We start from the raw sequence: 25,657 nt of genomic DNA, 5'->3' as shown, positions 1-25,657 counted from the left end.
CGGCCGCTCTCGTGGCGTCGTCTTCCTCGTGGGTGCTCGACGCGGCTCCGGTCAGTTGACCGACATCGGGAGGCGACGGCCCGTCAGTCCGCGCGGCCTCGCCCCGAGCTTCTGCGCCAGATCCGTGATCGCTCGTGCCGCGGGATCGGCGGCATCGCCGACGACGACCGGCACGCCTTCGTCGCCGCCCGCGCGAAGCGCCACGCTGATCGGCAGCGACGCGAGCACCGGCACCCGGTCACCGCTCGCGGTGAGCCGACGGGCGACCTCGGCACCGCCTCCGCTGCCGAAGAGCTCGAGCACGGTGCCGTCGGCCTGGGGGAGCCCCGCCATGTTCTCGACGACGCCGATGATCCGCTGTCCCGACTGGCGCGCGAGCGCACCGCTCCGCTCCGCGACGTCGGCCGCCGCGGGCTGCGGAGTCGTCACGATCAGCACCTCGGCGTGGGGGAGCAGCTGGCCGATCGAGATCGCCACGTCACCGGTCCCCGGCGGCAGGTCGAGCAGCAGCACGTCGAGGTCGCCGAAGTAGACGTCGGTCAGGAACTGCGAGATCGTGCGGTGCAGCATCGGTCCGCGCCACGAGACGGCGGCGCCCCGGGTGTCGCCCTCGAGGAACATCCCGATCGAGATCACCTTCACCCCGTGGGCGACGGGAGGCAGCATCAGCTCGCCCACCCGTGTGGGGCCGGCGACGCGGCCGTCGTGCATGAGCCCCAGCAGCCCCGGGATCGAGAAGCCGTGCACATCCGCGTCGACCAGGCCGACCGAGAGCCCCTGCTGGGCGAGGGCGACCGCGAGGTTGGCGGTGACGGTCGACTTGCCGACGCCTCCCTTGCCGCTGGTGACCGCGATGACCCGCGTGAGGGAGTCGGGGCCGAACTGCATGGTCCGCCGTGCACCGCGGAGGCGCTCGGTGAGGGCGGTGCGCTGCGCCGGCGTCATCACCCCGACCTCGAGGCGGGTGCTGGTCACTCCGGGAGTGCGCTCGACCGCCTCGCGGACGTCGCGCTCGATCGCCGAAGCGGCAGGGCAGCCGACGATGGTCAGCCGGATCTCGACGTCGACCGCTCCGTCGCCGGCGGCCACGACCGACTCGACCATGTCGAGCTCGGTGATCGGCTTGCGGATCTCGGGGTCGACGACGCGGGCGAGGGACTCGCGCACGGCGCGCTCGAGCCCGGCCGGATCGACCGCCGTGGCGTCAGGCATCGCCGCGCTCGGGCGCGCCCGACTCCGCACGGTCCTTCTCGAGCTCCTCGACCAGGGTGCGCAGCTCGGAGCGGATGAAGTCCTTGCTGGCCATGTCGCGGATCGCGAGACGGAGCGCGACGACCTCGCGGGCGAGGTACTCGGTGTCGGCGAGGTTGCGCTCGGCGCGCTGGCGGTCCTGCTCGATCTGCACGCGGTCGCGGTCGTCCTGGCGGTTCTGCGCGAGCAGGAGGAGCGGGGCGGCGTAGGAGGCCTGCAGCGACAGGATCAGGGTGAGGACCGTGAAGCCGAGGGCCTGCGAGTCGAAGCGCGCGTCCTCGGGCCCGTAGGTGTTGAAGATCAGCCAGAAGACGCAGAAGACCGTCATGCCGAACAGGAACCACGGGGTTCCCATGCCGCGGGCGAACGACTCGGTCAGGCGGCCGAAGCGGTCGCTCCGCTGCCGGTTGCGCATCGGGAGGACCCGGCTGCGGAGTCCCTTCGGGGCGTCGAGCCGCCGGTCCTGCTTAGTCTCCCGTGCCACGGGCGCCCCTCCATCCTCGTCGTCGTGCTCTGACCGCTTGCTGCGGCGCCACAGGGATGCCCTGGGTCGCCGTCGTCACGGGTTTCCGCGGTTCGTCGTCGTCGCCGTGGCTGCGCCAGTCGTCCGGAAGCAGGTAGTCGAGGACGTCGTCGATGGTGACCACTCCGACGAGCCGGTGCGACTCGTCGACCACGGGGACCGAGACGAGGTTGTAGCTCGCCAGGATCCGGGCGACCTCGGCGGCCGAGGTGTCGGGGGTGATCGGATCGAAGCTCTGGTCGAGCAGCGTGCCGAGGCGCTCGTGCGGCGGGTAGCGCAGCATCCGCTGGAAGTGCACCATGCCGAGGAAGCGCCCGGTCGGCGGCTCGTACGGAGGGAGCGTGACGCAGACCGCGGCGCCGAGTGCGGGCGCCAGCTCGTGACGGCGGATGAGGGCGAGACCCTCGGCGACGGTGGCCTCGGACGAGACGATGATCGGCTCGGTCGTCATGAGACCACCCGCCGACTCGGGGGCGTAGGTGAGGAGCATGCGGACGTCGTCCGCCTCCTCGGGCTCCATCAGCTCGAGCAGGGCCTCGCCGCGCTCCTCCGTCAGCTGGGCGATCAGGTCGGCGGCGTCGTCGGGCTGCATCTGGTCGAGGACGTCGGCTGCGCGGTCGTCGTCGAGCTGGCCGAGGATCTCGACCTGCTCGCTCTCGGGCATCTCCTCGAGCGCGTCGGCGAGCCGGTCGTCGGACAGCTGGCCGGCGACCTCGAGCATCCGCTGCTTCGGCAGATCGAGCAGCGTGCTCGCGAGATCGGCGGGCTTGAGCTCCGAGAGGCTGGCGACGTACTGCTCGGCCGACTGGGCCTCGCGCGAGATGCTCTCGCGGACCTCGTGCCAGCCGGCGAAGGTGGTGGCGCCCTTGGCGAAGGGCGATGGGCTCGTCTTGGGGCGGCGGACGAAGAGCTGCGCGAGCTGCCACTCGCCGGGGCCGACCTCCTCGATCGCGACGTCCTCGACGATCGCGTCGCCCGAGCCGTCGACGAAGCTCATGCGCCGGCCGAGGAGCTCGGCGATCACGCGCACCTCGCCGCCGCGCTGCTCGAAGCGGCGGACGTTGATGAGTCCCGTGGTGATGATCTGCCCGCTGCCGATGCTGGTCACGCGGCCGATCGAGACGAAGACGCGGCGTCGGCCGGGGATCTCGACGACCAGCCCCACGACGCGCGGAGGGTCGTTCTGCCGATAGACCAGCAGCACGTCGCGGACCTTGCCGACGCGATCGCCGGCGGGGTCGAAGACCGTGCATCCGGCCAAGCGCGCGACGAAGACTCTGGCAGAACTCACGGCTACAAACCTAGTGCCGCGCGACCGAGCGGGAGCCGAGGGCTCTCGGCTCACCTTCGGGATGCTCTCGAGCACTGTTCAGAAGGCTCCAAGAGTGCTGTGGGAGCCTGAACGGGTGACTCAGCAGATGCCGTTCAACGGCCGCGGGCCGGCCTTCCCGACCATCCCTCGCGGCGAGATCCTCGCCACCTTCGACACCTACCAGGAGGCGCAGGCCGCGGTCGACGTGCTCGCCCGCGCCGACTTCCCCGTGCGTCAGCTCGCGATCATCGGCAACGAGCTCAAGAGCGTCGAGCGCGTGACCGGCAAGCTCACCTGGGGCCGCGTCGCCCTCGCGGGAGCCGCCTCCGGCGCCTGGCTCGGTGTGTTCCTCGGCCTGCTGCTCATCATCTTCTCGCCGACCACCGACTTCTCGTTCCTGATCGCCGCGGTCCTCCTCGGTGCCGGCTTCGGGATGCTGTTCGGCCTCGCCTCCTACGCCGTGAACCGCCGTCGCCGCGACTTCACCTCGACCATGCAGGTCATCGCGTCCAGCTACTCCGTGCTCGTCGACCCCGAGGTCGTCAACCGGGCCCGCAACCTCCTCGACGGCCAGAGCGCCACCACCGAGACCACGCAGGCCGTCTGGGCGCCCCCGCCCGTGACCGGCGACCCCCAGCCCGTCCGCCCCGAGGACGACCCCCGCTAGTCGACGTCACCGCCCGCCACCGGCGCTGAGTCTCTGCTGCTCGAGGAGTCGAGGCTGAAGGCCGCATCGGCGCAGAGCATGCTGGTCGAGTAGCCCCGCAGGGGCGTATCGAGACCCGCCCGCGCGCATGCTGGTCGAGTAGCCCCGCAGGGGCGTATCGAGACCCACCCGCGCCCATGCTGGTCGAGTAGCCCCGCAGGGGCGTATCGAGACCCACCCGCGCCCATGCTGGTCGAGTAGCCCCGCAGGGGCGTATCGAGACCCACCAGCTTCAGCAGATGCGGCATCTGTCCCGACCTTCTGGCGGACGTGGATCTCGATACGCCCGCTGTGCGGGCTACTCGATCAACAAGCGGGGCGTGCTCCTCCGTGGGAACGCCCCCACCCCCGTCACCGCCCCGCCGACCCCACCGGCGGCAGCACGATCTCCACCGCGAGCCCGCGCGGCTCCCGATTCGAGAGCGTCACCGTCCCGCCGGCCGACAGCACCGTCGTGTGCACCAGCGCCAGCCCGAGCCCGCTCCCGCCCGACGCGAGCGTCCGCGAGTCGTCGGGCCGCGAGAACCGGTCGAAGGCCACCGGGATGAACGCGTCGGGCATGCCCGGCCCGTCGTCCGACACCGTGAGCAGCAGGCGTCCGTCCTGCTGGCTGAGCGCCGCGACGATCATCCCGCCTCCGTCGATCGCCTGGATCGCGTTGCGGACGAGGTTGTCTATGACCCGCCCGAAGTCCTGGGCCGCGACGCCGTAGAGCCGCAGCGGTTCGCGCTCGTCGATGTCGTAGTCGATCTCGACGCCCGACTCGCTCGCGAGGAGCCGCGTGCGGTCCACCGCGCCCACGAGCTCGTCGACCAGCTCGTCGAACGGAGCCGTCGGCCGGATCGAGCGGCTCTCGATCCGCGAGATGTCGAGGAGCGCGGACGCCAGCCGCACCAGCCGGTCGACGCTCTTGCGCGCGTCGAGGATGACGCGGTCGACCGCCACCGGATCCTCGACGCGGTGGTGGGCGATCTCGAGCTGCGCCGACAGGGCGGCGAGCGGAGTCCGCAGCTCGTGGCTCGCATCCGACACCATCTGCTTCTCGCGGGCGAGAGAAGCGGTCTGCTTGGTCAGGAAGGCGTTGAGGGTCTCGGCCAGCTCGTCGATCTCGTCGTGGGTGCCGACCACCGGCAGCTGGTCGCCGTGGCCGGGTTCGGCGGCGATCTGGTCGGCTCGGGCGCGCATCCGCCTGACCGGCGCGAGGGCCGCCCCCGTGAGGATCCACGACGCGAGACCGAAGGTGACGACGAGGAAGATCGCGGCGTAGACCAGGACGTGCGCGAAGTCGTCGAGCACCAGCTGCGAGGCGGCCTGGTCGCGCGCGGTCGCGACCGACCAGGTGCCGTCGTCGGCCTCCACCGCGGTGATTCGCACCAGGTACCGGGTCGAGCCCGTCGTGATCTCGGTGTAGCGCGGAGTCGAGTCGGCGGCGGTCGCCTGGAGGTCGCCGAGCACCGCGCTCGAGAGGCGGGCCGGCATCGTCGTCGCGGTGCCGTCTCCCTCGGGGCTGAGGGCGAGGTAGAGCTGACCGGTCGTCGAGCCCTCGGCGCGCGGCACGTTGCCGGCCGAGATGTCGCGGCGGATCTCGTCCTCGATCGACACGAGGATGGTGCGCTCGCTCCGCTCGACGATCCCCGAGACCACCTGGTAGAAGAGCATCGCGGCCAGCGCGAAGAGCACGGTCGCGACCGCGACGCTGCCGACGGTGATGCGCGCCCGGATCGAGAGTGCAGTCGAGCGGCGGCGCTCAGGCTCCGGTGTCGTCACAGCCCTACTCGACGGGGCGGAGGAAGTATCCCTTGCCGCGCACCGTGACGATGCTGACGCCGGTGTCCTCGGTCGGGAGCTTCTTACGGAGGTAGCTGACGTACTGGTCGACGATGTTGTTGTCGACGATCTCGCCGCCGCCCCAGATCTCCGAGAGGATCCGCTGCCGGGTCACGACCGAGCCGACCGGAGTGATCAGGAGCTTCAGCAGCTCGAGCTCCTTGGGGCTGACGTGGATGCGGCTGCCGTCGGCCGTGCGGCGGATGCTCGACCCGTCGACCGTGATGCGACCGACCTCGATCGAGGTCGACATCAGCGACGGGCTGCGTCGCAGCAGGGCGCGGAGCCGCGCGTTCAGCTCGGTGAAGGCGAACGGCTTCGTGAGGTAGTCGTCCGCACCGGCGTCCAGCCCGAAGACGCGGTCCTCGATCGCATCGCGCGCCGTGAGCAGCATGATCGGAGTCGACCGGCCGAGCTCGCGGATGCGCCTGCAGATCTCGAACCCCGACATCGCCGGCAGCATCACATCGACGATCGCCGCCGAGAACTCGGCGTTGTTGAACGCCACGAGGGCGTCGACGCCGTTCGTCGTCAGCACCGCCTCGTAACCGGCGTCTTCGAGGCCGCCCACGAGGGCCTCACCCATGGCTGGATCGTCTTCGACGACAAGGATGTTCACGCGCTCACCCTACGACTCGGCTCTCAGGAACAGGCCGTTCCTGAGAGCGTTTCGAGGGAGGTTCGGGGTGCGCCGCGAGGAATCCGGTCTCAGTCGTAGTACATGAAGGTCTCGGCGCACTCCTGCGAGCAGAAGGGGGAGTGGCGCCGGGCGCGCTTGCGTCCGCACGCTTCGCACAGGCGGTGGCCGAGGTGAAGGGTGAGAGACGGCTTCGAGTGGGTCTGTCGTTCGGTGAGCATCGGTGCTCCAGGGTTGCGGCCGCCGGGGTTCCATCGGGTGAACGAGTGAGTTTTCGGGTCTGCACTCGGGGTGGCGGGTGCGCCCACGATAATCCACTTCGCGCCATCTCGACACCCATAGGGGTGGCAATACAGCAGAAACTCATCCGATTTCTCCTCTTAAGGCCTGATCAGGCGCCAGCGGGCGGAACTGGGTGAAACCACGTCGCTATCCTGAGCGGACGCCTGGTGGTCGCGAGCCCGGGGCCGTCGCGTCCATGAATTCGAGAGCGCGGCAAGCCGGACAAGAGCCTGGTGGGGGACGTCGCGCCGCCGATCCCCCTCCGGACAACGAACGCTCCCTTGTTTGAGGAGAGCGTCCGTGTCGGCGGTCGCTTGCAGCGTGCCGAGCCGGCCTCCAACAGGAAGCGAGACCTTGCCGAAGACTCCTGCTCCATACTCGTCTGTCGAGACCCCTGTTCGATCGGACTTCCGTCGGGATATCTAGGGGCTTCGGGCCGTCGCTGTGGGCGGGGTCGTCCTCTACCACGCGGGAGTGTCGTTCCTCCCCGGCGGTTACGCGGGCGTCGATGTCTTCTTCGTGATCTCCGGCTTCCTGATCACCACGCACCTCCTCGGTTCGCTCCGCGCCCGAGGACGGATCGATTTCGCGGAGTTTTACGCGAAGCGCGCTCGCAGGATCCTCCCCGCTTCATTCGTGGTGCTCGCGTTGTCCATCGTCACAGCGCTATTCGTGTATCCACCACTGCTCATGCAGGAGGTCTGGCGCGGCGCGGTTGCGACCGCCTTCTACGTTCCCAACCTGCTTTTCGCGGCGCAGGGGACGGACTACCTCGCGGAAAGCACTCCGTCGCTCTTCCAGCACTTCTGGTCGCTCGGCGTGGAGGAGCAGTTCTACTTGCTGTGGCCAGCGTTGATCGCTGTCGCTTACGGCGTCTCGAGGCGCAGACGCACTCTCCTGGTCGTGGTGGCTGCCGTCGCGGTCGCCTCGTTCGTGGCCTGCGTGGTCCTCACCTACGAATCTCAGCCGTGGGCGTTCTTCTCGTTGCCCACGCGCGCCTGGGAACTCGCGTTGGGGGGATTGACTGCGTTCCTTCTCGAGGGGAGGCGCCTGCCGTTACACAGTCACCTCAGCGCACTCCTCGGATGGCTGGGGCTGTCAGGTATTGTGCTCTCCCTTCTTCTCTTCACGAGTGCCACTCCATTCCCGAGCTTCTGGGCGCTCATCCCTTCGGCCTCTACGGCAATGGTCATAGCCGGCGGACTGGGTTCACCGGCTTTCGGTCCGACTAGGCTGCTCTCGGTACGGGGCATGACCTTTATCGGTACTATTTCCTACTCGCTCTACCTCATCCATTGGCCAGTTCTCGTGATACCGCAGACCGTGGTCGGTTCGAGGGAGCCGCTACCGATCGCGCTCACGCTCGTGCTCGCTCTCGCCTGTGTTCCGCTCGCGTGGTTGTCCTACCGGTATGTCGAGACTCCGATGATCAGATGGCCGAAGCTTAAGAACGCTCCTCCTCGAGCGACGTTGTTCGGTGCGCTCGCGGCCTCGGTTGTCATCTCGTTGGGTGCGACCGCGTCGTTCGCCTATTCGAACAGCCGACATCTTTCCGTCGAGGTAGAAGTCGCGAGCGCGATCACCGCCCCGCCGAAGCCCACTGACGTCGTTCCGCGGAACTTGGAACCGTCGCTGCGGCAGGCCTCGTCAGATCAACCGGAACTCTATGAGGACGGGTGTCATCGTGATTTCGCTAGTTCGAATAGCGAACCGTGCCTCTTCGGGGACCCAGGCCTACCTCAAATTGCTCTTTTCGGCGATTCCCATGCCGCACAATGGTTTCCCGCCGTGATCGGCGCGGCATCCGAACTTGGATACTCCGTCGAGACATTCACCAAGAGTTCCTGTCCCTCCGTCGACATTGAGGTCAGACTGGATGGCGTGCCGTACTCCGAGTGCTCAGCCTGGAGGGATGGAGTTCTCCAGGAGCTCCAGGAGGCACCGCCAGCTCTGGTCATCGTCGCGAACTACGGAAGGGCGGACACGGGTACTTCGGGATCCGACTACATCGAGGGTTGGGAGGCGGGTCTTGAGAGGACGATCCGTGCGATCCCCTCGCCGGTTGCTGTGATGGCCGATACGCCTGATCTGATCGATACGCCGGCCGTGTGCTTGTCCGCGCATCTCGCCGAGGCCGAAGTGTGTGGTCTCGAGCGCGAGAAAGCGGTCGATCAGCAGATCCGTGGGAGCGAGGCTGACGCCGCTGCGCAGAACGACGCGGTCTCGATCGACCTCACTGACTACCTCTGCTCCGTGGATTGGTGTCCCCCGATAGTGGGCAATACGTTGATCTACCGCGATGCGCACCACATCACGGCGACTTTCTCGGCGCACCTAGCAACCCCTCTGGGCGATGCGCTCGAGCCGATGTTGCGTGCCCGTTGACCGGCCGGCGGCGAAGCCTCGGTGCGGGTAGGCGAGGCGGGGTGCGCACGCACGCACTGCGCGGCGACGCCGTGAGGCGTATCCTCGGCACCGCGACGATTTTCCGCGCCCACCACGATGTCCCGATCAGATGACCAGAGGAGTCGCGTTGCAGAAAGCGCAGAAGTTTCAGGGGATACAAGCGCTCCGTTTCGTGGCGGCGATCCTCGTGGTCATCACCCACAGCACATTTTACGCCAATGAGCGGCTTGATCAGTCCATCTTCGTCTGGAAGGGCGGCACCGTCGGTGTCGACATATTCTTCGTCATCTCGGGCTTTGTGATGATGGTCACTGCTCGGCCTTTCGAGGTGCCCGGAGGCTGGAAGAATTTCGCGGTACGTCGGCTGATTCGTATCGTTCCGATGTACTGGATCGCCACCACTGTGAAGATACTGACAATGATCGCGCTCCCGGGTGCGGTCCTTCACGCAGCGCTGACGCCCTGGTCGGGCATCGCGTCGTTCCTCTTCCTCCCGACGCGGAACCCAGGAGGAAGCGTTGAGCCGCTTCTCGGCGTGGGATGGACGCTCACCTTCGAGATGGCGTTTTACGCGATCTTCACCGCGGCGCTCTTGTTCCGTCGAAACGTTCTTCTCTTCTCGAGCGTTGCTCTCCTCGTTCTTGCTGGCCTTCACGCTGTGCGTGGCGACGAAGACTGGCCGACATGGGCCTTCTACTTCGATCAGATCGTCTTGTATTTCATCATCGGGATGGTGATCGGGCGAGTCGTTCTCTCGTCGAACCCTCGGCGGAACCTGATGTTCCTCCTGACTCTTGCTCTCGCAGCGACGCTGATATTCGCGTTGCTTCCCGACGGTCTGGACTGGGCGCGTAACGCACCGTTCAGGAAGGGGGTCGTCACGGCCGTGTTCCTGATCGTCGTCTTGGCTGAGCCCATTCTCGCGCGGATTCTTCCGAAGCCCGTATTGTTCATGGGTGATGCGTCTTACAGTCTTTATCTGTTTCACCCGATGCTCGCTCCCATTGCTCCAGTCGCTCTCGGCATCATCGGCGTGCAATCAGGAGTTCTCTCAGTGACGGCTTCGATAGTCGGTTCCGTTATCGCAGCCGCCGCGATCTACTGGTTCGTCGAGCGTCCGCTCACTCGGAAGCTGAGAAAAGTTCCCTACGCGGGAGTTCCCCGCCCGGCAGTCGTGTCGACTCCTCCCGCCCCTGCAACTCGTCCGTGACCAAGGGCCTCGAGGTCGGGGCGACTGCAGATGAACGCTTGCTCTGCGACACGTTCGGGGCTGAGGGCTGAGGTCGTCAGGCGGAACTGGCGAGGGGCGTGCGCGCAGGCTGGTCTGGTCGTTGCGGCGTGGGCCGTACCCAAGCGCGACGAATCGGCATGAGCGTTTTGAGCGAGCCAAGCGCGAAAAATGTTCGGACCGGCTGGACGCCCGTTCCGGCGGGATGTGCCCCCAGTAGGATTCGAACCTACGCCCCTGCCTCCGGAGGGCAGTGCTCTATCCCCTGAGCTATGGGGGCCAGGAGTACCGGACAACATTAGCACTCGGGCGGGGGCCTCCCCGACGCCGATCCGGGCTCCGCGGCGTGCCACGATGGTGCCATGCTGCGCACCGTCTCCGCCTCGCTGGGCCTGCGTCTGTCCGGGCCGACCGACCTGATCTTCCTGATGTCCGCGACCCCGACCGGCGCCGCGTTCGAGGACTCGTTCACGGTCCTGCTCGACGGCGAACCGGTGCCGGTCCGCGAGTTCGACGCGCGGCACGGCGCGCGCATCCATCGCGTGGAGGCGAACCGGGGCGAGATGACCGTCGAGTACCGCGCCCGGGTCGAGGGCCACGGTGCTCCCGACGAGCCCAGTGAGCTCGAGCTCGTCGAGTACCTGCGGCCGAGTCGGTACGCCGAGGCGGACGCACTGGGCGGCATCGCCCGGCGCGAGTTCGGACGCGCCCGCGGCTTCGACGCGCTCGTCGCGGTCGAGGAGTGGGTGCACGGGCGCCTCTCCTACGTCTACGGGTCGACGGTCGCCACCGGGGGAGCGGCGCAGGTGATCGAGAGCGGGCAGGGCGTGTGCCGTGACTTCGCGCACACCGTGGCCGGTCTGCTCCGTGCGCTCGATATCCCCGCTCGGGTCACCGCGGTCTACGCGCCGGCGCTCCAGCCGAAGGACTTCCATGCGGTGACGGAGGCCTGGGTCGGCGGCGCCTGGCACGTGGTCGACGCGACGCGGCTCGCTCCGCGCGGGTCGATGCTCCGCATCTCGTCGGGGCGGGACACGGCCGACACCGCCTTCCTCAGCAGCTACCTCTCGGACCTCCGGCTCGAGACCATGAGCGTGGACGCGGAGTGCGACGAGCTGCCCGACGACGATCACGTCTCACCGATGCGGTTGGGCTGACGCTCAGCCCGTCAGGGCGTCCAGCGCCGCGCGGACCAGCGGCTCGGGATCGCCGGGCTCGACGAACGACTCGCTGGACGTTTCGAGCCAGTACTGCTCGACGAACGCATCGGCGACGCCGCGGCCGCTCGCGACCTCGTAGTACCCCTCGACCGCCGGCGGTTTGCCGTAGGTGGGCACTGCGTTGCTCGTCGTGTAGTACTCGTTCTTCAGAGCCTCGATGATGGCGGGGTCCAGCTGCGCGACCGCGAGCTGGAATGTCGCGCCCGACTCGTCCGCCCAGCCGCAGACGACTCCGTCGTAGCCGGCTATCTCGGTCGAGACCGCGGTGGGGTCGACGTCGCTCGGCGAGTAGCCCGCCCAGAGCCCGGTCAGCGCCGACGCGGGGACGAGCTGCTCGCAGGACAGTGGGACGGGGGTGCCCGTGACCGCGGCGTCCGCGCTCGCCGACGGCTCCTGCGCCTGCGTGCACCCGGAGAGCGCGAAGGCGACCGCGACGGCGGCGAGGAGGGCGGCGGGACGGCGCATGCGAGGCACCCTAGCAACCGCCCCGGGGGCGAGCGGACGGCAGGGGAGCCGCGGCGGCCCCGGCCGGTAGAATCGTGCCCCGTGACTCCCGAACAGCTCGCCGCCTCCTTGCACGCCCTCGTCCTCGACGCCGTGCAGCGACGAGGCGGCGACGTCGAGGTCGCGCTCGCCGAGGTGGTGCTCGAGCGCCCCAAGAACCGCGACCACGGCGACTGGGCGTCGAACATCGCGATGAAGCTCGCGAAGAAGGTCGGCGCCAACCCGCGCGAGCTGGCGGCCGAGCTCGCCGAGGGCCTGACCGCCGTCGACGGCGTCGCCACGGTCGAGGTCGCCGGCCCCGGGTTCCTCAACGTGCGCCTCGAGGCCGCGGCCGCAGGGGCGCTCGCCGGCGTGATCGTCGAGGCGGGGGAGGCGTACGGCACCGGCTCCGTCTACTCCGGCGTCCGGATGAACCTCGAGTTCGTCTCGGCGAACCCCACCGGCCCCATCCACATCGGCGGCACCCGCTGGGCTGCCGTCGGCGACAGCCTCGCCCGCGTGCTGATCGCGCAGGGTGCCGAGGTGACCCGCGAGTACTACTTCAACGACCACGGCGCGCAGATCGACCGCTTCACCCGCAGCCTGGTGGCCGCCTACAGCGGGCAGCCGACCCCCGACGACGGCTACGGCGGCGCCTACATCGCCGACATCGCCGACCGCGTGGTCGCCGCCTACCCCGGCGATCTGTCGGTCCTGCCCGAGCAGGAGCGCGACGAGACCTTCCGCTCGATCGGCGTCGACCTGATGTTCGGCGAGATCAAGCAGAGCCTGCACGAGTTCGGGGTCGACTTCGACGTCTACTTCCACGAGAACTCCCTGCACGAGTCACGGGCCGTCGAGCGCGCGATCGAGCGCCTGCGCGAGCTCGGCCACATCTTCGAGGCCGACGGAGCGACGTGGCTGCGCACCACGGACTTCGGCGACGACCGCGACCGGGTCATCATCAAGAGCGACGGAGAAGCCGCCTACATCGCAGGTGACCTCGCCTACTACCTCGACAAGCGCGAGCGCGGCTTCGACCGCGCGATCATCATGCTCGGCGCCGACCACCACGGCTACATCGGCCGGATGATGGCGATGTGCGCGGCCTTCGGTGACACCCCGGGCGTGAACCTCGAGATCCTCATCGGCCAGCTGGTCAACCTGCTGAAGGACGGCGAGGCGGTGCGGATGTCCAAGCGCGCCGGCACCGTGGTGACGATGGAGGACCTGGTCGAGGCCGTGGGCGTCGATGCCGCGCGGTACTCGCTGGTGCGCTCCTCCGCCGACTCGACCCTCGACATCGACCTCGATCTGCTGACCAAGCGCAGCAATGACAACCCGGTCTACTACGTGCAGTACGCCCACGCCCGCACCCGTCAGGTCGTGGCGAAGGCCGAGGCTTCTGGAGTGCCGCGCGAGCCGTTCGCGCCCGAGACCCTCGTGCACCCGACCGAGTCGGCGCTGCTCGGCGGGCTCCAGGAGTTCCCGCGCATCGTCGCTCACGCGGCCGAGCTGCGCGAGCCGCACCGCATCGCCCGCTACCTGGAGGAGATCGCCGGTCTCTACCACCGCTGGTACGACAACTGCCGCGTCGTGCCGCAGGGCGACGACCCGATCGAGGCCGTGCACTCGACCCGCCTCCGCCTCAACGAGGCCACCGGGCAGGTCCTCCGCAACGGCCTCTCCATGCTCGGCGTGACCGCTCCGGACCGGATGTGAGCGCCGCGGGGGCGCCGCGGCGGGGGCGCCGTGCTCTGATCGTCACCGCGATCGTCGTCGTCCTGCTCGTCGTCGCGGCCGTCGTCGGCGACGCGGTGGCACGCCGAGCGGTCGCCGATCAGGCGGCGACGAGCATCCGGGAGGCGCTCTCGCTCCCGGCCGACCACCCGGTCGACGTCGAGGTGGCCGGCTGGGCCGTGCTGCCGCAGCTGGTGGCGGGGCGGCTCGACCGCCTCGACATCCGCAGCGACGACGTGGCCTTCGGCGACCTGAACGGCGATGTCGACGCCTCCCTCGTGGGAGTCCCCGCGAGCGGGTCGGGTGCGCTCGACTCCGGCACGGCCACCGTCGCCCTCGACCCCGCCTCGGTGAGCGACCTGGTCGCCGCCCGCAGCGAGGTGCCGATCGACGGGGTCACCCTCGACCCGCCGCTCGTGCGGGTGAACACCTCGGTCGAGGTGCTCGGCCTCAGCCTCGCGGCCGGGGTCGGGATCGAGCTCGCTGCGGCCGACGGGGCGATCGAGCTCACGCCCTCCGAGGTCACGGTCGCCGGGACGACCATCGCCGCCGCCGACGTCGAGGACCGCTTCGGCGGTGTCGCCGACGGACTGCTCGGGCCGCGGTCGGTCTGCATCGCCGACTCGGTGCCGCAGGGGCTCACCCTCACCGACGCGGTCGTCTCGGCGGAGTCGCTGGACGCGACCTTCGCGCTCGCCCCGACCTTCCTCAGCGATCCCGCCCAGCAGGAGACCGGCGTCTGCAGCTGATCCCGGTCGGCCTCCGCGCCGCCGACCGGTAGGATCGGAGCCCTGTGCCCGCGGGAGACCGCGGCCCGACAGTGACGGCACACTGCACTGCGCAGACGCCGTACTGACAGCACACGACGAACTTGCTGGCTTCAGGGGTCAATCCGGACTCGCTCGCCACGCAGTGACGCTCCCACTCTCTCCTGTGAGGTCTCACCCGTGGAAAACGACGACGCGCCCGCCCGCGCCCCGCGTCACCCGCTCGCGCCCGAGTGGCTCGTCGCCCCCGACGATGCGAACGCGCTCGTCGACGGCGTCTGGTCGGACGGCGCCGCGCGCGACGACGACGGAGAGCTGACGATCGCGGGAGTCCCGGCGTCGCAGCTGGCCGAGCAGTTCGGCACCCCGCTCTACGTGGTCGACGAGAGCGACGCCCGCCGCAGGGCGGTGCAGACCCGCGACGCCTTCGCCCGCGAGCTCGCCCGCATCGGCACCGGCGTCACCGTCTACTACGCGGGCAAGGCCTTCCTCTCGACCGAGGTCGCCCGCTGGATGCGCGACGAGGGCCTCAACATCGATCTCTCGAGCGGAGGCGAGCTCGCCGTCGCTCTCGCCGCCGGCGTCGAGCCCGCGCGGCTCGGGCTGCACGGCAACAACAAGTCGCTCGGCGAGATCGACCGCGCGGTCGAGGCCGGGTTGGGCACGATCGTCCTCGACAGCCTGATCGAGATCGACCGGGTCGCCGCGGCGGCCGAGCGCCACGGCCGCGTCCAGGCGGTGCGGCTGCGGGTGAACAGCGGAGTGCACGCGCACACCCACGAGTTCCTCGCGACCGCGCACGAGGACCAGAAGTTCGGCATCACCCTCGTCGACTGCCCGGAGGCGGTCGCCCGCATCCGCTCGCACGCGAGCCTGCGCTTCCTCGGGCTGCACTGCCACATCGGCTCGCAGATCTTCGGCTCCGCCGGGTTCGCGGAGTCGGCGTCCCGCCTCCTCGAGGTGCACGCGGCGCTGCTCGCCGGCGGCGACGTCCCCGAGCTCAACCTCGGCGGCGGCTTCGGCATCGCCTACACGAGCGCCGACGACCCCACCCCGATCGACGAGATCGCGGCGGCCATCGCCGATGCCGTCGCCGAGCAGTGCACCGGCCGCGGGATTCCCGTGCCGCACATCGCGATCGAGCCCGGCCGCTCGCTGATCGGCCCGTCCGGCCTGACCCTCTACGAGGTCGGCACCATCAAGGACGTCGTCGTCGGCGGCGAGCTCTCGACCGCCGTGCGCCGCTACGTGAGCATCGACGGCGGGATGAGCGACAACACCCGGCCCGCCCTCTACGGAGCCGACTACACCGCGCGGATCGCCAACCGCTCCTCCGACGCCGAACCCGCCCTCGTGCGGGTCGCGGGCAAGCACTGCGAGTCGGGCGACATCGTCGTGCACGACGACTACCTCCCCGCCGACGTGCGGCCCGGCGACCTGCTCGCGGTCGCCGCGACCGGCGCCTACTGCTGGTCGCTCTCGAGCAACTACAACTACCTCGGACGTCCCCCGGTCGTCGCCGTGCGCGACGGCCGCGCCCGCGTGATCGTGCGCGGCGAGACCGAGGAGGACCTCCTCCGCCGCGATGCCGGCATCGAACGAAAGGCCATCCTCCGATGATCGAGTACCGCAGCCTCCGCGTCGCCCTGCTGGGCGCCGGGTCCGTCGGTGCCCAGGTCGCGCGCCTCCTGCTCGACCACGGCGACGAGCTGGCCCAGCGCGTGGGGGCGCCGCTGGAGCTCGCCGGTGTGGCCGTCCGCGACCTCGACGCACCCCGCACCGCCGACATCCCCCGCGAGTACCTGACGACCGACGCCGAGGCGCTCATCCTCGGCGCCGACATCGTCGTCGAGCTGATCGGCGGCCTCGAGCCGGCGCGCAGCTACATCCTGAAGGCGATCTCGTCGGGTGCCGACGTGATCACCGCCAACAAGGCGCTGCTCGCCGCGCACGGCAACGAGCTGTTCGAGGCGGCCGACCAGGTCGGTGCGCAGCTGAACTACGAGGCCGCCGTCGCGGGAGCCATCCCGATCATCCGCCCGCTGCGCGACAGCCTCGCAGGCGACCGGGTGCACCGCATCATGGGCATCGTCAACGGCACGACCAACTACATCCTCGACCGCATGGACACCGAGCACTCGACGCTCGAGGAGGCGCTCGCCCGCGCGACCGAGCTCGGCTACGCCGAGGCCGATCCGACGGCCGACATCGAGGGCTACGACGCCGCGCAGAAGGCGGCGATCCTCGCCCGCCTCGCGTTCCACACCGACGTGCCCGTCACCCTCGTGCACCGCGAGGGCATCACCGGCATCACCAAGCAGCAGATCGACCAGGCGCGCGACTCCGGCTACGTGGTCAAGCTGCTCGCGATCTGCGAGCGACTCGTCGACGCCAAGACGGGGGAGGAGGGCGTGTCCGCCCGCGTGTACCCCGCGCTCGTGCACCGCTCGCACCCGCTCGCCGCCGTGCACGGCGCGAACAACGCGGTCTTCGTCGAGGCCGAGGCGGCCGGCAGCCTGATGTTCTACGGAGCGGGCGCCGGCGGCATCGAGACGGCCTCCGCCGTCCTCGGCGACGTCGTGTCGGCCGCGCGCCGTCACGTCGTGGGTGGCCCGGGCCTCGTCACGAGCGCCAGCTCCGGCCTGCCGGTGCTGCCGATCGGCCGCGTGACGACGCGCTACCAGGTCACCCTCGAGGTCCTGGACCGCCCCGGCGTCCTCGCGCAGATCGCCGGCGTCTTCGCCGACCACGGAGTCTCGGTCGAGACTCTCGTGCAGACCCCGCCCGTCGCCGACCCCCTCGACGAGGCCGCCCCCGGTGCGGAGCGCCGCGAGCCGACCGCTACCCTGGTCATCGGCACGCACGCCGCGGCAGAGTCCGATCTGGCGGCCACCGTCACCGCCCTCCAGTCCCACGGATTCGTCGGCGCCGTGACGTCTGTTCTACGAGTTGAAGGAGCCTGAGATGGCCAAGCAGTGGCGCGGAGTCCTGCACGAGTACGCGGATCGCCTCGATGTCACCGAGGCGACCCCGGTCATCACCCTCGGCGAAGGCGGCACCCCCCTCATCCCGGCGCCGGCCCTGTCGGCCCGCACGGGCGCGAAGGTCTGGGTCAAGTACGAGGGCATGAACCCGACCGGCTCCTTCAAGGACCGCGGCATGACCATGGCGATCTCGAAGGCAGTCGAGCACGGCGCGAAGGCCGTCATCTGCGCCTCGACCGGCAACACCTCCGCGTCCGCCGCCGCCTATGCGACCCACGCCGGCATCACCGCCGCCGTGCTGGTGCCCGAGGGCAAGATCGCGCTGGGCAAGCTCAGCCAGGCCATCGCGCACAACGCCCAGCTGCTGCAGGTGCAGGGCAACTTCGACGACTGCCTCGACATCGCCCGCGACCTCGCGAAGAACTACCCGGTGCACCTGGTCAACTCGGTGAACCCCGACCGCATCGCCGGTCAGAAGACGGCGGCCTTCGAGGTCGTCGAGGTCCTCGGCGACGCCCCCGACTTCCACATCGTCCCGGTGGGCAACGCGGGCAACTACACCGCGTACTTCCGCGGCTACTCGGAGGAGCTCGAGCGCGGCGCCACCACGCGCCTCCCGCGGATGTTCGGCTTCCAGGCCGAGGGCTCGGCTCCCATCGTGCACGGCGCGGTCGTCCGGCACCCCGAGACCATCGCCAGCGCGATCCGCATCGGCAACCCGGCCTCGTGGGAGCTCGCCCTCAACGCGCGCTCCGTCAGCGACGGCTACTTCGGCGCGATCAGCGACGACAAGATCCTCGAGGCGTACCGCATCCTCGCGGGCGAGGTCGGCGTGTTCGTCGAGCCCGCCTCCGCGATCAGCGTCGCCGGCCTGCTCGAGCGCGCCGAGGCCGGAGCGATCCCGAAGGACGCCACCGTCGTGCTCACCGTCACCGGTCACGGACTCAAGGATCCGCAGTGGGCCCTCCGCACCGCCGACGGCGCCGACATCACGCCGACCGTCGTCCCCGTCGACACCACCGCGATCGCGGGCGTGCTGGGGCTGGCCGGCGCATGACCTCGGCGGTTCCCGTCGGCCGCACCGTGCACGTCAAGGTCCCCGCGACCTCGGCGAACCTCGGCCCCGGGTTCGACACGCTCGGCCTCGCGCTCTCGTCGTACGACGAGCTCGACGTGACGGCCGTGGCCGCCTCCGGTGCCCGGGTGACCGTGCACGGAGTGGGCGAGGGCGAGGTGCCCACCGACGAGACCAACCTGGTGGTCCAGGCGATCATCTACACCTTCAAGGACCAGCGCCAGGAGATGCCCGGCATCGAGGTGATCGCGCGCAACATCATCCCGCACGGTCGCGGGATGGGATCCTCGGGGGCCGCGATCGTCTCGGGCATCATGGCCGCGAAGGGCCTGCTCGACGGGATCGTCTCGCTCGACTCCGACGATCTGCTCCGCATCGCCACCGAGATGGAGGGGCACCCCGACAACGTCGCGCCCGCCCTCTTCGGCGGCCTGACCATCGCGTGGGTCGAACCCGACGCGGCAGGCGGGGCCGAGAGTCCGCTGCGCCCGCGCTCGAAGCGGCTGATGGTGCACCGGGGCGTGTCGCCGGTGGTGTTCGTGCCCGAGCACACCATGTCGACCAAGCTGGCGCGGTCGCTCCAGCCGCAGAGCGTGCCGCACGAGGACGCAGTGTTCAACGTGTCGCGCTCGTCGCTGCTCATCGCGGCGCTCATCCAGAGCCCCGAGCTGCTCTTCGCGGCGACCGAGGACAAGCTGCACCAGAACTACCGCGCGGCGGCGATGCCGCAGACCTCGGAGCTGATCTCGCTGCTCCGCTCGCACGGCTACGCGGCCGTCGTCTCGGGTGCCGGGCCGAGCGTCCTGGTCCTCTGCAGCGACCCCGCACAGCGCCTCGCAGCGGCCGATCTGGTCGAGAAGGAGGCGGGCACGCCGTGGCGCGCCCACATGCTGGCCGTCGACTTCAAGGGTGCTACAGTGGGGATCGCATCCCAGGGAACCGCGTAACGAGCGGAATCTGTCCCCGGGATCGTCCCGATAACCACGGCCATCGAATCGTGTGAAGGGCGCCCGTCCTGCTCCTCTTGCAGATCGGCGTCCGGCGGTCCATCCTCCTCCGCTGCCTCGTCGCAGCGGGTGCATGGCCTGCCGAGAGCATCGCGTGGATCAGAACACGCGATGGAACCGCACAGTCGATGCGCTCTCCCGGTGAGCAGTCGCTCCCGGAGGGAAGGAACCCTCTCCAGTGACAGATGTCAACACCCACGGCTCGGCCGTGGACACCAGCGCCGACCTCTCGGCCCTCCGAGTCGCCGAACTGCAGGCGCTCGCCACGCGCCTCGGCCTCGGCGGAGCGTCCAAGCTCCGCAAGGGCGAGCTCGTCCAGGCGATCACGGCGCTCCGCGACGGTGCGGCAGCCGAGGCGGCCGCCGTCGTCGACGCCGCTCTCGTCGAGGCCGAGCCGGCCGACGTGGTCGAGCAGACCACCCCGGAGCCCGAGGCCCCGGCAGAGCCCGTCATCGAGAGCGCCGAGGCCGACACCGCCGACGCGGTCGAGCAGGCTGCTCCCGTCGTCGACGAGGCTCCGTCGCCCGCCGCCGAGGCCGCTCCGGTCGAGTTCGAGTCGCCCGCGGCGACCGAGCCGGCCCCCGAGGCCGTCGAGGCCCCCGCGATCGAGGTCGCTCAGCCCGAGGCTGCTCAGCCCGAGGTCGCCGAGCCCGTCGCGGCCGAGGCGCCCGCGGAGCGCACCCCGCGCCGTCGCGCCTCGCGTCGCGCCTCCAGCGGCACCGTCGCCGCCGGCGAGCACCTCAACATCGAGGGCGGGACCGGCGTCGAGTCGCTCATCCCCGACCTCCCGGTCATCGAGCCCTCGGCCGAGGCCGACCAGGCTCCCAAGACCGTCATCGACATCGAGCTGCCCAACGGCCCCGAGTCCTCCGACGCTCCGCGCGACGGCGGACCGCGCGAGCGACGCGGTCGTCGCCGCAGCCGCGGCGGCAATGCCGACCAGAACGACGCCGCCGAGAGCACCGCGGACGACGCGGTCGAGTCGCAGGACTCCGACAGCGACCAGCAGGGCTCGGGCGACGAGCAGGGCTCGAACGACCAGCAGGGCGACCAGCAGAACTCCGGCGACCAGCAGGGCTCGAGCCGCGGCCGCAACCGCCGCAACCGCAACCGCAACCGCAACGACGACCGCCAGGGCGCCGACGGCGGCCAGCAGAACGGCCAGGGCAACCAGGGCCAGAACGGCCAGGGCTCGAACGGCCAGGGTCAGAACGCTCAGGGCCCCAACGGCCAGGGTCAGAACGGCCAGAACGCGAACGGTCAGGGCGGCAACCAGCCGCAGGCCGCCGCGAACGGCCAGAACTCCGGTGGCCAGAACGGCAACCAGCCGCAGAACGGCCAGCAGGCCGACGGTGAGGACGGCCGCCGCAGCCGCTACCGCGACCGCAAGCGTCGCGGCGGCGCCGTCGGCGACGACTTCGAGCCCGAGATCAGCGAGGACGACGTCCTTATCCCGGTCGCCGGCATCCTCGACGTCCTCGACAACTACGCCTTCGTGCGCACCACGGGCTACCTGCCCGGCGTCAACGACGTCTACGTCTCCCTCGGCCAGGTCAAGAAGTACAACCTGCGCAAGGGCGACGCCGTCGTCGGTGCGATCCGCCAGCCCCGCGAGGGCGAGGGCAGCGGCCGCCAGAAGTACAACGCGATCGTCCGGGTCGACTCGATCAACGGCCAGACCGTCGAGGAGGCCGCTGCGCGAGTCGAGTTCCAGAAGCTCACGCCGCTGTACCCGACCGAGCGCCTGCGCCTCGAGACCGAGCCGGGCAAGCTGACCCAGCGGATCATCGACCTCGTCGCCCCGATCGGCAAGGGCCAGCGCGGCCTCATCGTCGCGCCGCCGAAGGCCGGAAAGACCATCGTTCTGCAGCAGATCGCGAACGCGATCGTCCAGAACAACCCCGAGGTCCACCTGATGGTCGTGCTGGTCGACGAGCGCCCCGAAGAGGTGACCGACATGCAGCGCACCGTGCGCGGCGAGGTCGTCGCCTCGACGTTCGACCGCCCGGCCGAAGACCACACGACGGTCGCCGAGCTCGCCATCGAGCGCGCGAAGCGCCTCGTCGAGCTGGGCCACGACGTCGTCGTGCTGCTCGACTCGATCACCCGCCTCGGCCGCGCCTACAACGTGACCGCCCCCGCCTCGGGCCGTGTGCTCTCGGGCGGAGTGGACGCCTCGGCGCTGTACCCGCCCAAGAAGTTCTTCGGCGCCGCGCGCAACATCGAGAACGGCGGCTCGCTCACCATCCTCGCCACCGCGCTCATCGAGACCGGTTCGAAGATGGACGAGGTGATCTTCGAGGAGTTCAAGGGCACCGGCAACATGGAGCTGCGCCTCTCGCGTCACCTGGCCGACAAGCGCATCTTCCCGGCGGTCGACGTCAACGCGTCGGGCACCCGCCGCGAGGAGATGCTGCTCAGCGCCGACGAGGTCAAGATCACCTGGAAGCTGCGTCGCGCCCTCGCCGGCCTCGACCAGCAGCAGGCGCTCGAGATCATCCTGTCGCGCCTGAAGGAGACGACGTCGAACGTCGAGTTCCTGATGCAGGTCTCGAAGTCCGCCGTCGGCCCGACCACCGCCGGTCACGGCAACGGCCACCACTAGCGCCCCGACGTCCGCGGTCGCCCCCACCCGGGGCGACCGCGGACGTTTTCGCGTCCCCACCGCTTGTCGCCCGCCCAACGGGCGCACCCCCTCGCTGGTCGAGTAGCCCGCGCAGCGGGCGTATCGAGACCCACCTCCCTACGAACGACATGCTTGTCGAATAGCCCGAGCGGCGAACGCACCGTCCCGCTGCATGCTGGTCGAGTAGCCCGCGCAGCGGCAGCACCGTCCCGCTGCATGCTGGTCGGGAAGCCCGAGCGGTGAAAGCACCGTTCCGTTGCATGCTGGTCGAGTAGCCCGCGCAGCGGGCGTATCGAGACCCACCTCCCTACGAACACCCGGAAGCCAGGCCCCCCTCATGTTCGAATCCGTCAGCGTCCTCTTCGCCGAGTACGAGGATCTCCAGACGCAGCTGTCAGACCCCGCGCTGCACGCGGACCCCGCGCGCTCGAAGAAGGTCAACCGCCGCTACGCCGAGCTGAGCCAGATCAAGGCCGCGCACGCCGCGTGGATCGAGGCGGGGGAGGACCTCGACGCCGCCCGCGAACTCGCGCGTGAGGACGACGCCTTCGCCGAGGAGGTGCCGGCGCTCGAGGAGTCGCTGCGCGTCGCCCAGGAGAAGCTGCGCCGCCTCCTCATCCCGCGCGATCCCGACGACGGACGCGACGTGATCATGGAGATCAAGGGCGGCGAGGGCGGAGCCGAAAGCGCGCTGTTCGCCGCCGATCTCCTCCGCATGTACCTGCACTACGCCGAGGCGAAGGGCTGGAAGACCGAGATCCTCGATCGCGACGAGTCCGACCTCGGCGGCTACAAGAACGTCCAGGTGGCCATCAAGAGCAACGCGACCGACCCGTCGCAGGGCGTCTGGGCGCACCTGAAGTACGAGGGCGGCGTGCACCGCGTGCAGCGCGTGCCCGTGACGGAGTCGCAGGGACGCATCCACACGTCGACCACCGGAGTCCTGGTGTTCCCCGAGGTGGACGCACCCGAGGAGGTCGCGATCAGCCAGAACGACCTCAAGATCGACGTCTACCGCTCGTCGGGCCCCGGCGGCCAGTCGGTCAACACCACCGACTCCGCCGTGCGCATCACCCACCTCCCGACCGGGATCGTCGTATCGATGCAGAACGAGAAGAGCCAGCTGCAGAACCGCGAGGCCGGCATGCGCGTCCTGCGCGCCCGCATCCTCGCCCGTCAGCAGGAGGAGATCGCCGCCGCCGCGTCGGACGCCCGCAAGACGCAGATCCGCACGATGGACCGCTCCGAGCGCATCCGCACCTACAACTTCCCCGAGAATCGGATCGCCGACCACCGGACGGGCTACAAGGCCTACAACCTCGACGGCGTCATGAACGGAGCCCTCGACCCGGTCGTCGAGAGCGCGATCCAGTTCGACGAAGAGGCCCGTCTCGCCGACATCGGCAGCGACGAGTCGTGATCGCCGTGACCACCTGGGTCGACGGGCGGACGCTGCTCGCCGATGCCACGGCGCGCCTCACCGCCGCCCTCGTGCCGACCCCCGCGGTCGACGCTGAGCTCCTGCTGGGGCACGTCCTCGGCCTCCGCAGGGGCGAGCTCCAGGCCCGCCTCATCACCGGCCTCCAGGTCGAGGAGTCGGTCATCGCCGCCATCGACCGGATGATCGAGCGCCGCGCGGCCCGAGAGCCCCTCCAGCACATCACCGGCGTCGCGCCGTTCCGCTCCCTGGAGCTCGCGGTCGGCCCCGGCGTGTTCGTGCCGCGGCCCGAGACCGAGGGAGTCGCGCAGATCGCGATCGACGCCCTGCGCGCCGTCGTCGACCCATCGCCGATCGCCGTCGACCTCGGAACAGGGAGCGGCGCCATCGCCCTGTCGCTCGCCCATGAGGTCCCGCATGCTCGCGTGATCGGGGTCGAGAACGCCGTCGAGGCCTTCATCTGGGCTCGCGGCAACCGCGACCGGCTGGAGCTCGAGAACGCGCGCATCGTCTTCGACGACATCGCGCGTGCACTTCCGGCGCTCAACGGGACCGTCTCGGTCGTCGTGTCGAACCCGCCGTACATCCCTTCGGCCGCAGTCCCGCGCGATCCGGAGGTGCGACTCTACGACCCGCCCTCGGCACTCTACGGCGGAGAGGACGGACTCGACGTCGTGCGCCAGCTGGCGCACACGGCGCGCCGGCTCCTGCGCGCCGGGGGAGTGCTCGTGATCGAGCACGGAGAGCTGCAGGGGGCGGAGATCCGGGAGCTGCTGACGGCAGACGGATGGCGCGGGGCGACGACGCAGCGGGATCTGACGGGGCGCGACCGGGCGACGGTGGCGGTGCGCTGACGGGCCGCTGCTTGAAGCAGCTCGTTATCGCCCATCTGCTCCCTCGTCCGATGGGTCGAGGCTCGGTTCTTTTTCGACGCGCTCCCGCTTCGTCCCATGTTCGCGCTTCGAGGACGAGGTGAGTCGAGGTACCCCCATCAGGATCGGTGACAGCGCGGTGAAGCGCAGAGCAGACCCGATCAGCCACGGCACGGTCACGGCGAGCCCGAAGATGAGTGCGTCACCGTCTCCTCGAACCGAGAAGAGCGCGAGGACAGCAGAGTGCCCGAGAACCACGAAAAGGCCGCAACTCGACAGAAACACGATCGAGCGGCCCAGGCGGGACGATTCCGCAGGCACCAGCACCTCGGCGATAATCGTGGCGCCCAGGCACAAGAGACAGGAGACCAGCGCACTGAGAACCGGCGTGCCGAAGTCGGAGTGCTTGAGGTCGAGCGGCTGAGCGAGCCCAAGAGCCACGGCAGCGGCCCCAACGGTGATCAGCGTGATCCCGAGGAGTAACGGCTTTCGGCTCAAGCGAGATCGGTAGAGCCTGAAAGCATCGCCCGCCACGATGAAGACGAGGCTCGCCAGGCCGGTACCGATTCCGAGCGGGAGGGCGGCGAACGCCTCTGGTGTCATCGTTGCCAAGCCGGTGATCATTACGGCGATGATCGCTCGAGTGCGAAAGGCAAACCGCTGGAGTGCTCGGTACGAGATTGCGACAAAGAAAAGGGCGCTGACGAACCAGAATGCGGAGAAAGGTTGCCCGATGTAAGCGCCCCCGAGCAGTGGCCGTACAAGCGAGGCGAGAGAGAGGCTCCCAGAGAGAGCCTCTCCCGCTAAAAATGATGGAAGTAGAATACAGAGCCAGCTCACATACGGGACGACGAGTGTAGTGAATCTTTTCTGCAGCTCTACCTGCATCGGCCTCTTCTCAGTCCAGAGGTATCCGCTTAGGAAGAAGAAGATCGGAACGTTCCAGGTCAGGAAGAGTTGCTTCGCGATCGGATCATTCCATACGTGCGAGCCGACCACGGCGATGATTGCGAGGACTCGAATGGCGTCGAGGGCCGCCGACCTTGATTTCACTGGTTGCACGGTCCGATCTTACCTAGGCCCTTCGAACCCGCTCCAGATGGTCGACCGCCCGAGCGCCATGACAGACGCGCTTTGCACGATCCTTGGACTGACCACACTTCTTTGCCTCGATCTCGCAGCCTGTCGATCCCAACGCAGCATCACACGTGTCGCTGTCAGTCGCGTTGGACGGAGGAGAGGCCGCTCCTTTGGCGTCGCGACCCCTCTCAGG

At 69.5% G+C, this 25,657-nt stretch carries 21 protein-coding genes, 1 tRNA gene and 1 pseudogene; 14 read left to right on the top strand and 9 right to left on the bottom strand.

The genetic code is table 11. The annotated features are described in order from the left end of the window. Nucleotides 1-51: 51 nt before the first annotated feature. Genes GRS92_RS11430 through GRS92_RS11420 form a run of 3 tightly spaced genes read right to left on the bottom strand, consistent with a single transcriptional unit; the run spans nucleotide 52 to nucleotide 3,065 of the window. The gene (locus GRS92_RS11430; RefSeq protein ID WP_159856405.1) at nucleotides 52-1,212 is read right to left on the bottom strand and encodes an Mrp/NBP35 family ATP-binding protein; all 1,161 of its coding nucleotides are present in this window, start codon (nucleotides 1,210-1,212) and stop codon (nucleotides 52-54) included. Further along, nucleotides 1,205-1,735: a DUF1003 domain-containing protein gene (locus GRS92_RS11425; RefSeq protein WP_235021963.1), complete on the bottom strand. Its 531-nt coding sequence runs from the start codon at nucleotides 1,733-1,735 to the stop codon at nucleotides 1,205-1,207. Before GRS92_RS11425 ends, GRS92_RS11430 begins: the two co-directional genes overlap by 8 nt. Then, the gene (locus GRS92_RS11420) at nucleotides 1,719-3,065 is read right to left on the bottom strand and encodes a magnesium transporter MgtE N-terminal domain-containing protein (protein ID WP_159856403.1); all 1,347 of its coding nucleotides are present in this window, start codon (nucleotides 3,063-3,065) and stop codon (nucleotides 1,719-1,721) included. Before GRS92_RS11420 ends, GRS92_RS11425 begins: the two co-directional genes overlap by 17 nt. 115 nt (nucleotides 3,066-3,180) lie before the next feature. On the opposite strand from GRS92_RS11420, the gene GRS92_RS11415 reads away from it, so the two are divergent. Beyond that, entirely contained in the window at nucleotides 3,181-3,753 is a 573-nt protein-coding gene (locus GRS92_RS11415; protein ID WP_235021961.1) for a general stress protein, read from the top strand. Between the two features lie 390 nt (nucleotides 3,754-4,143). Here the strand turns inward: GRS92_RS11415 and GRS92_RS11410 are convergent, their stop codons facing one another. From GRS92_RS11410 to GRS92_RS11400, 3 genes are all read right to left on the bottom strand, one after another. Next, nucleotides 4,144-5,559 (bottom strand): sensor histidine kinase, encoded by a 1,416-nt coding sequence (locus tag GRS92_RS11410; protein WP_159856393.1) that lies wholly within the window; start codon nucleotides 5,557-5,559, stop codon nucleotides 4,144-4,146. Between the two features lie 4 nt (nucleotides 5,560-5,563). Further along, nucleotides 5,564-6,238 (bottom strand): response regulator transcription factor, encoded by a 675-nt coding sequence (locus GRS92_RS11405; protein ID WP_268817144.1) that lies wholly within the window; start codon nucleotides 6,236-6,238, stop codon nucleotides 5,564-5,566. An 89-nt stretch (nucleotides 6,239-6,327) separates the two neighbouring features. After that, nucleotides 6,328-6,477: a hypothetical protein gene (locus tag GRS92_RS11400; protein ID WP_159856389.1), complete on the bottom strand. Its 150-nt coding sequence runs from the start codon at nucleotides 6,475-6,477 to the stop codon at nucleotides 6,328-6,330. Nucleotides 6,478-6,976: 499 nt separating this feature from the next. On the opposite strand from GRS92_RS11400, the pseudogene GRS92_RS19125 reads away from it, so the two are divergent. From GRS92_RS19125 to GRS92_RS11390, 3 genes and pseudogenes are all read left to right on the top strand, one after another. Further along, nucleotides 6,977-7,933: pseudogene (locus tag GRS92_RS19125) on the top strand (acyltransferase family protein); the annotation flags it as partial. A 30-nt stretch (nucleotides 7,934-7,963) separates the two neighbouring features. Next, the gene (locus GRS92_RS19120) at nucleotides 7,964-8,923 is read left to right on the top strand and encodes an SGNH hydrolase domain-containing protein (protein WP_268817145.1); all 960 of its coding nucleotides are present in this window, start codon (nucleotides 7,964-7,966) and stop codon (nucleotides 8,921-8,923) included. 148 nt (nucleotides 8,924-9,071) lie between these two features. Further along, nucleotides 9,072-10,154: an acyltransferase family protein gene (locus tag GRS92_RS11390; protein ID WP_159856387.1), complete on the top strand. Its 1,083-nt coding sequence runs from the start codon at nucleotides 9,072-9,074 to the stop codon at nucleotides 10,152-10,154. 226 nt (nucleotides 10,155-10,380) lie between these two features. Here the strand turns inward: GRS92_RS11390 and GRS92_RS11385 are convergent. Further along, a tRNA-Arg gene (locus tag GRS92_RS11385) sits at nucleotides 10,381-10,452 on the bottom strand. Nucleotides 10,453-10,534: 82 nt separating this feature from the next. Here GRS92_RS11385 and GRS92_RS11380 point away from each other — a divergent pair. Next, a complete protein-coding gene (locus GRS92_RS11380) occupies nucleotides 10,535-11,329 on the top strand; it encodes a transglutaminase-like domain-containing protein (RefSeq protein WP_159856385.1) in 795 nt (264 codons plus the stop codon). A 3-nt stretch (nucleotides 11,330-11,332) separates the two neighbouring features. Here the strand turns inward: GRS92_RS11380 and GRS92_RS11375 are convergent, their stop codons facing one another. After that, nucleotides 11,333-11,857 (bottom strand): hypothetical protein, encoded by a 525-nt coding sequence (locus tag GRS92_RS11375; protein ID WP_159856383.1) that lies wholly within the window; start codon nucleotides 11,855-11,857, stop codon nucleotides 11,333-11,335. Nucleotides 11,858-11,938: 81 nt separating this feature from the next. On the opposite strand from GRS92_RS11375, the gene argS reads away from it, so the two are divergent. From argS to prmC, 9 genes are all read left to right on the top strand, one after another. Next, a complete protein-coding gene (gene argS / locus GRS92_RS11370) occupies nucleotides 11,939-13,597 on the top strand; it encodes an arginine--tRNA ligase (protein WP_159856381.1) in 1,659 nt (552 codons plus the stop codon). Further along, entirely contained in the window at nucleotides 13,594-14,364 is a 771-nt protein-coding gene (locus GRS92_RS11365; protein ID WP_159856379.1) for an LmeA family phospholipid-binding protein, read from the top strand. Before argS ends, GRS92_RS11365 begins: the two co-directional genes overlap by 4 nt. A gap of 198 nt (nucleotides 14,365-14,562) precedes the next feature. Further along, nucleotides 14,563-16,002 (top strand): diaminopimelate decarboxylase, encoded by a 1,440-nt coding sequence (gene lysA, locus GRS92_RS11360; protein WP_159856377.1) that lies wholly within the window; start codon nucleotides 14,563-14,565, stop codon nucleotides 16,000-16,002. Continuing rightward, nucleotides 15,999-17,345: a homoserine dehydrogenase gene (locus GRS92_RS11355; protein ID WP_159856375.1), complete on the top strand. Its 1,347-nt coding sequence runs from the start codon at nucleotides 15,999-16,001 to the stop codon at nucleotides 17,343-17,345. Before lysA ends, GRS92_RS11355 begins: the two co-directional genes overlap by 4 nt. 1 nt (nucleotide 17,346) lies before the next feature. Next, nucleotides 17,347-18,423: a threonine synthase gene (thrC, locus tag GRS92_RS11350; RefSeq protein WP_159856373.1), complete on the top strand. Its 1,077-nt coding sequence runs from the start codon at nucleotides 17,347-17,349 to the stop codon at nucleotides 18,421-18,423. Beyond that, the gene (gene thrB, locus GRS92_RS11345) at nucleotides 18,420-19,388 is read left to right on the top strand and encodes a homoserine kinase (RefSeq protein WP_159856371.1); all 969 of its coding nucleotides are present in this window, start codon (nucleotides 18,420-18,422) and stop codon (nucleotides 19,386-19,388) included. The genes thrC and thrB overlap by 4 nt, the downstream gene beginning before the upstream one ends. Before the next feature lie 238 nt (nucleotides 19,389-19,626). Further along, complete coding sequence (gene rho, locus GRS92_RS11340; protein ID WP_159856369.1) at nucleotides 19,627-22,053, top strand: transcription termination factor Rho; 2,427 nt, start codon at nucleotides 19,627-19,629, stop codon at nucleotides 22,051-22,053. Nucleotides 22,054-22,411: 358 nt separating this feature from the next. Beyond that, nucleotides 22,412-23,494 carry a peptide chain release factor 1 gene (gene prfA / locus GRS92_RS11335; RefSeq protein WP_159856367.1) on the top strand — a complete coding sequence of 361 codons (1,083 nt, stop codon included), beginning with the start codon at nucleotides 22,412-22,414 and terminating at the stop codon, nucleotides 23,492-23,494. Then, nucleotides 23,491-24,366 carry a peptide chain release factor N(5)-glutamine methyltransferase gene (gene prmC / locus GRS92_RS11330; protein ID WP_159856365.1) on the top strand — a complete coding sequence of 292 codons (876 nt, stop codon included), beginning with the start codon at nucleotides 23,491-23,493 and terminating at the stop codon, nucleotides 24,364-24,366. The genes prfA and prmC overlap by 4 nt, the downstream gene beginning before the upstream one ends. Before the next feature lie 24 nt (nucleotides 24,367-24,390). Here prmC and GRS92_RS11325 read toward each other — a convergent pair whose 3' ends face one another. After that, the gene (locus tag GRS92_RS11325) at nucleotides 24,391-25,446 is read right to left on the bottom strand and encodes an acyltransferase family protein (RefSeq protein ID WP_159856363.1); all 1,056 of its coding nucleotides are present in this window, start codon (nucleotides 25,444-25,446) and stop codon (nucleotides 24,391-24,393) included. Between the last annotated feature and the right edge of the window lie 211 nt (nucleotides 25,447-25,657).

Source organism: Rathayibacter sp. VKM Ac-2754, assembly GCF_009807095.1.
Taxonomy (GTDB): Bacteria; Actinomycetota; Actinomycetes; order Actinomycetales; family Microbacteriaceae; genus Rathayibacter.
This window is presented reverse-complemented; position numbering and strand designations above follow the sequence as displayed.

Coding starts and splice junctions, on each gene's coding strand:
- GRS92_RS11430 (WP_159856405.1), bottom strand. CDS start 1,212: ATGCCTGACGCCACGGCGGTCGATCCGGCCGGGCTCGAGCGCGCCGTG.
- GRS92_RS11400 (WP_159856389.1), bottom strand. CDS start 6,477: ATGCTCACCGAACGACAGACCCACTCGAAGCCGTCTCTCACCCTTCAC.
- GRS92_RS19120 (WP_268817145.1), top strand. CDS start 7,964: ATGATCAGATGGCCGAAGCTTAAGAACGCTCCTCCTCGAGCGACGTTG.
- GRS92_RS11380 (WP_159856385.1), top strand. CDS start 10,535: ATGCTGCGCACCGTCTCCGCCTCGCTGGGCCTGCGTCTGTCCGGGCCG.
- GRS92_RS11375 (WP_159856383.1), bottom strand. CDS start 11,857: ATGCGCCGTCCCGCCGCCCTCCTCGCCGCCGTCGCGGTCGCCTTCGCG.
- GRS92_RS11355 (WP_159856375.1), top strand. CDS start 15,999: ATGATCGAGTACCGCAGCCTCCGCGTCGCCCTGCTGGGCGCCGGGTCC.
- thrC (WP_159856373.1), top strand. CDS start 17,347: ATGGCCAAGCAGTGGCGCGGAGTCCTGCACGAGTACGCGGATCGCCTC.
- thrB (WP_159856371.1), top strand. CDS start 18,420: ATGACCTCGGCGGTTCCCGTCGGCCGCACCGTGCACGTCAAGGTCCCC.
- prfA (WP_159856367.1), top strand. CDS start 22,412: ATGTTCGAATCCGTCAGCGTCCTCTTCGCCGAGTACGAGGATCTCCAG.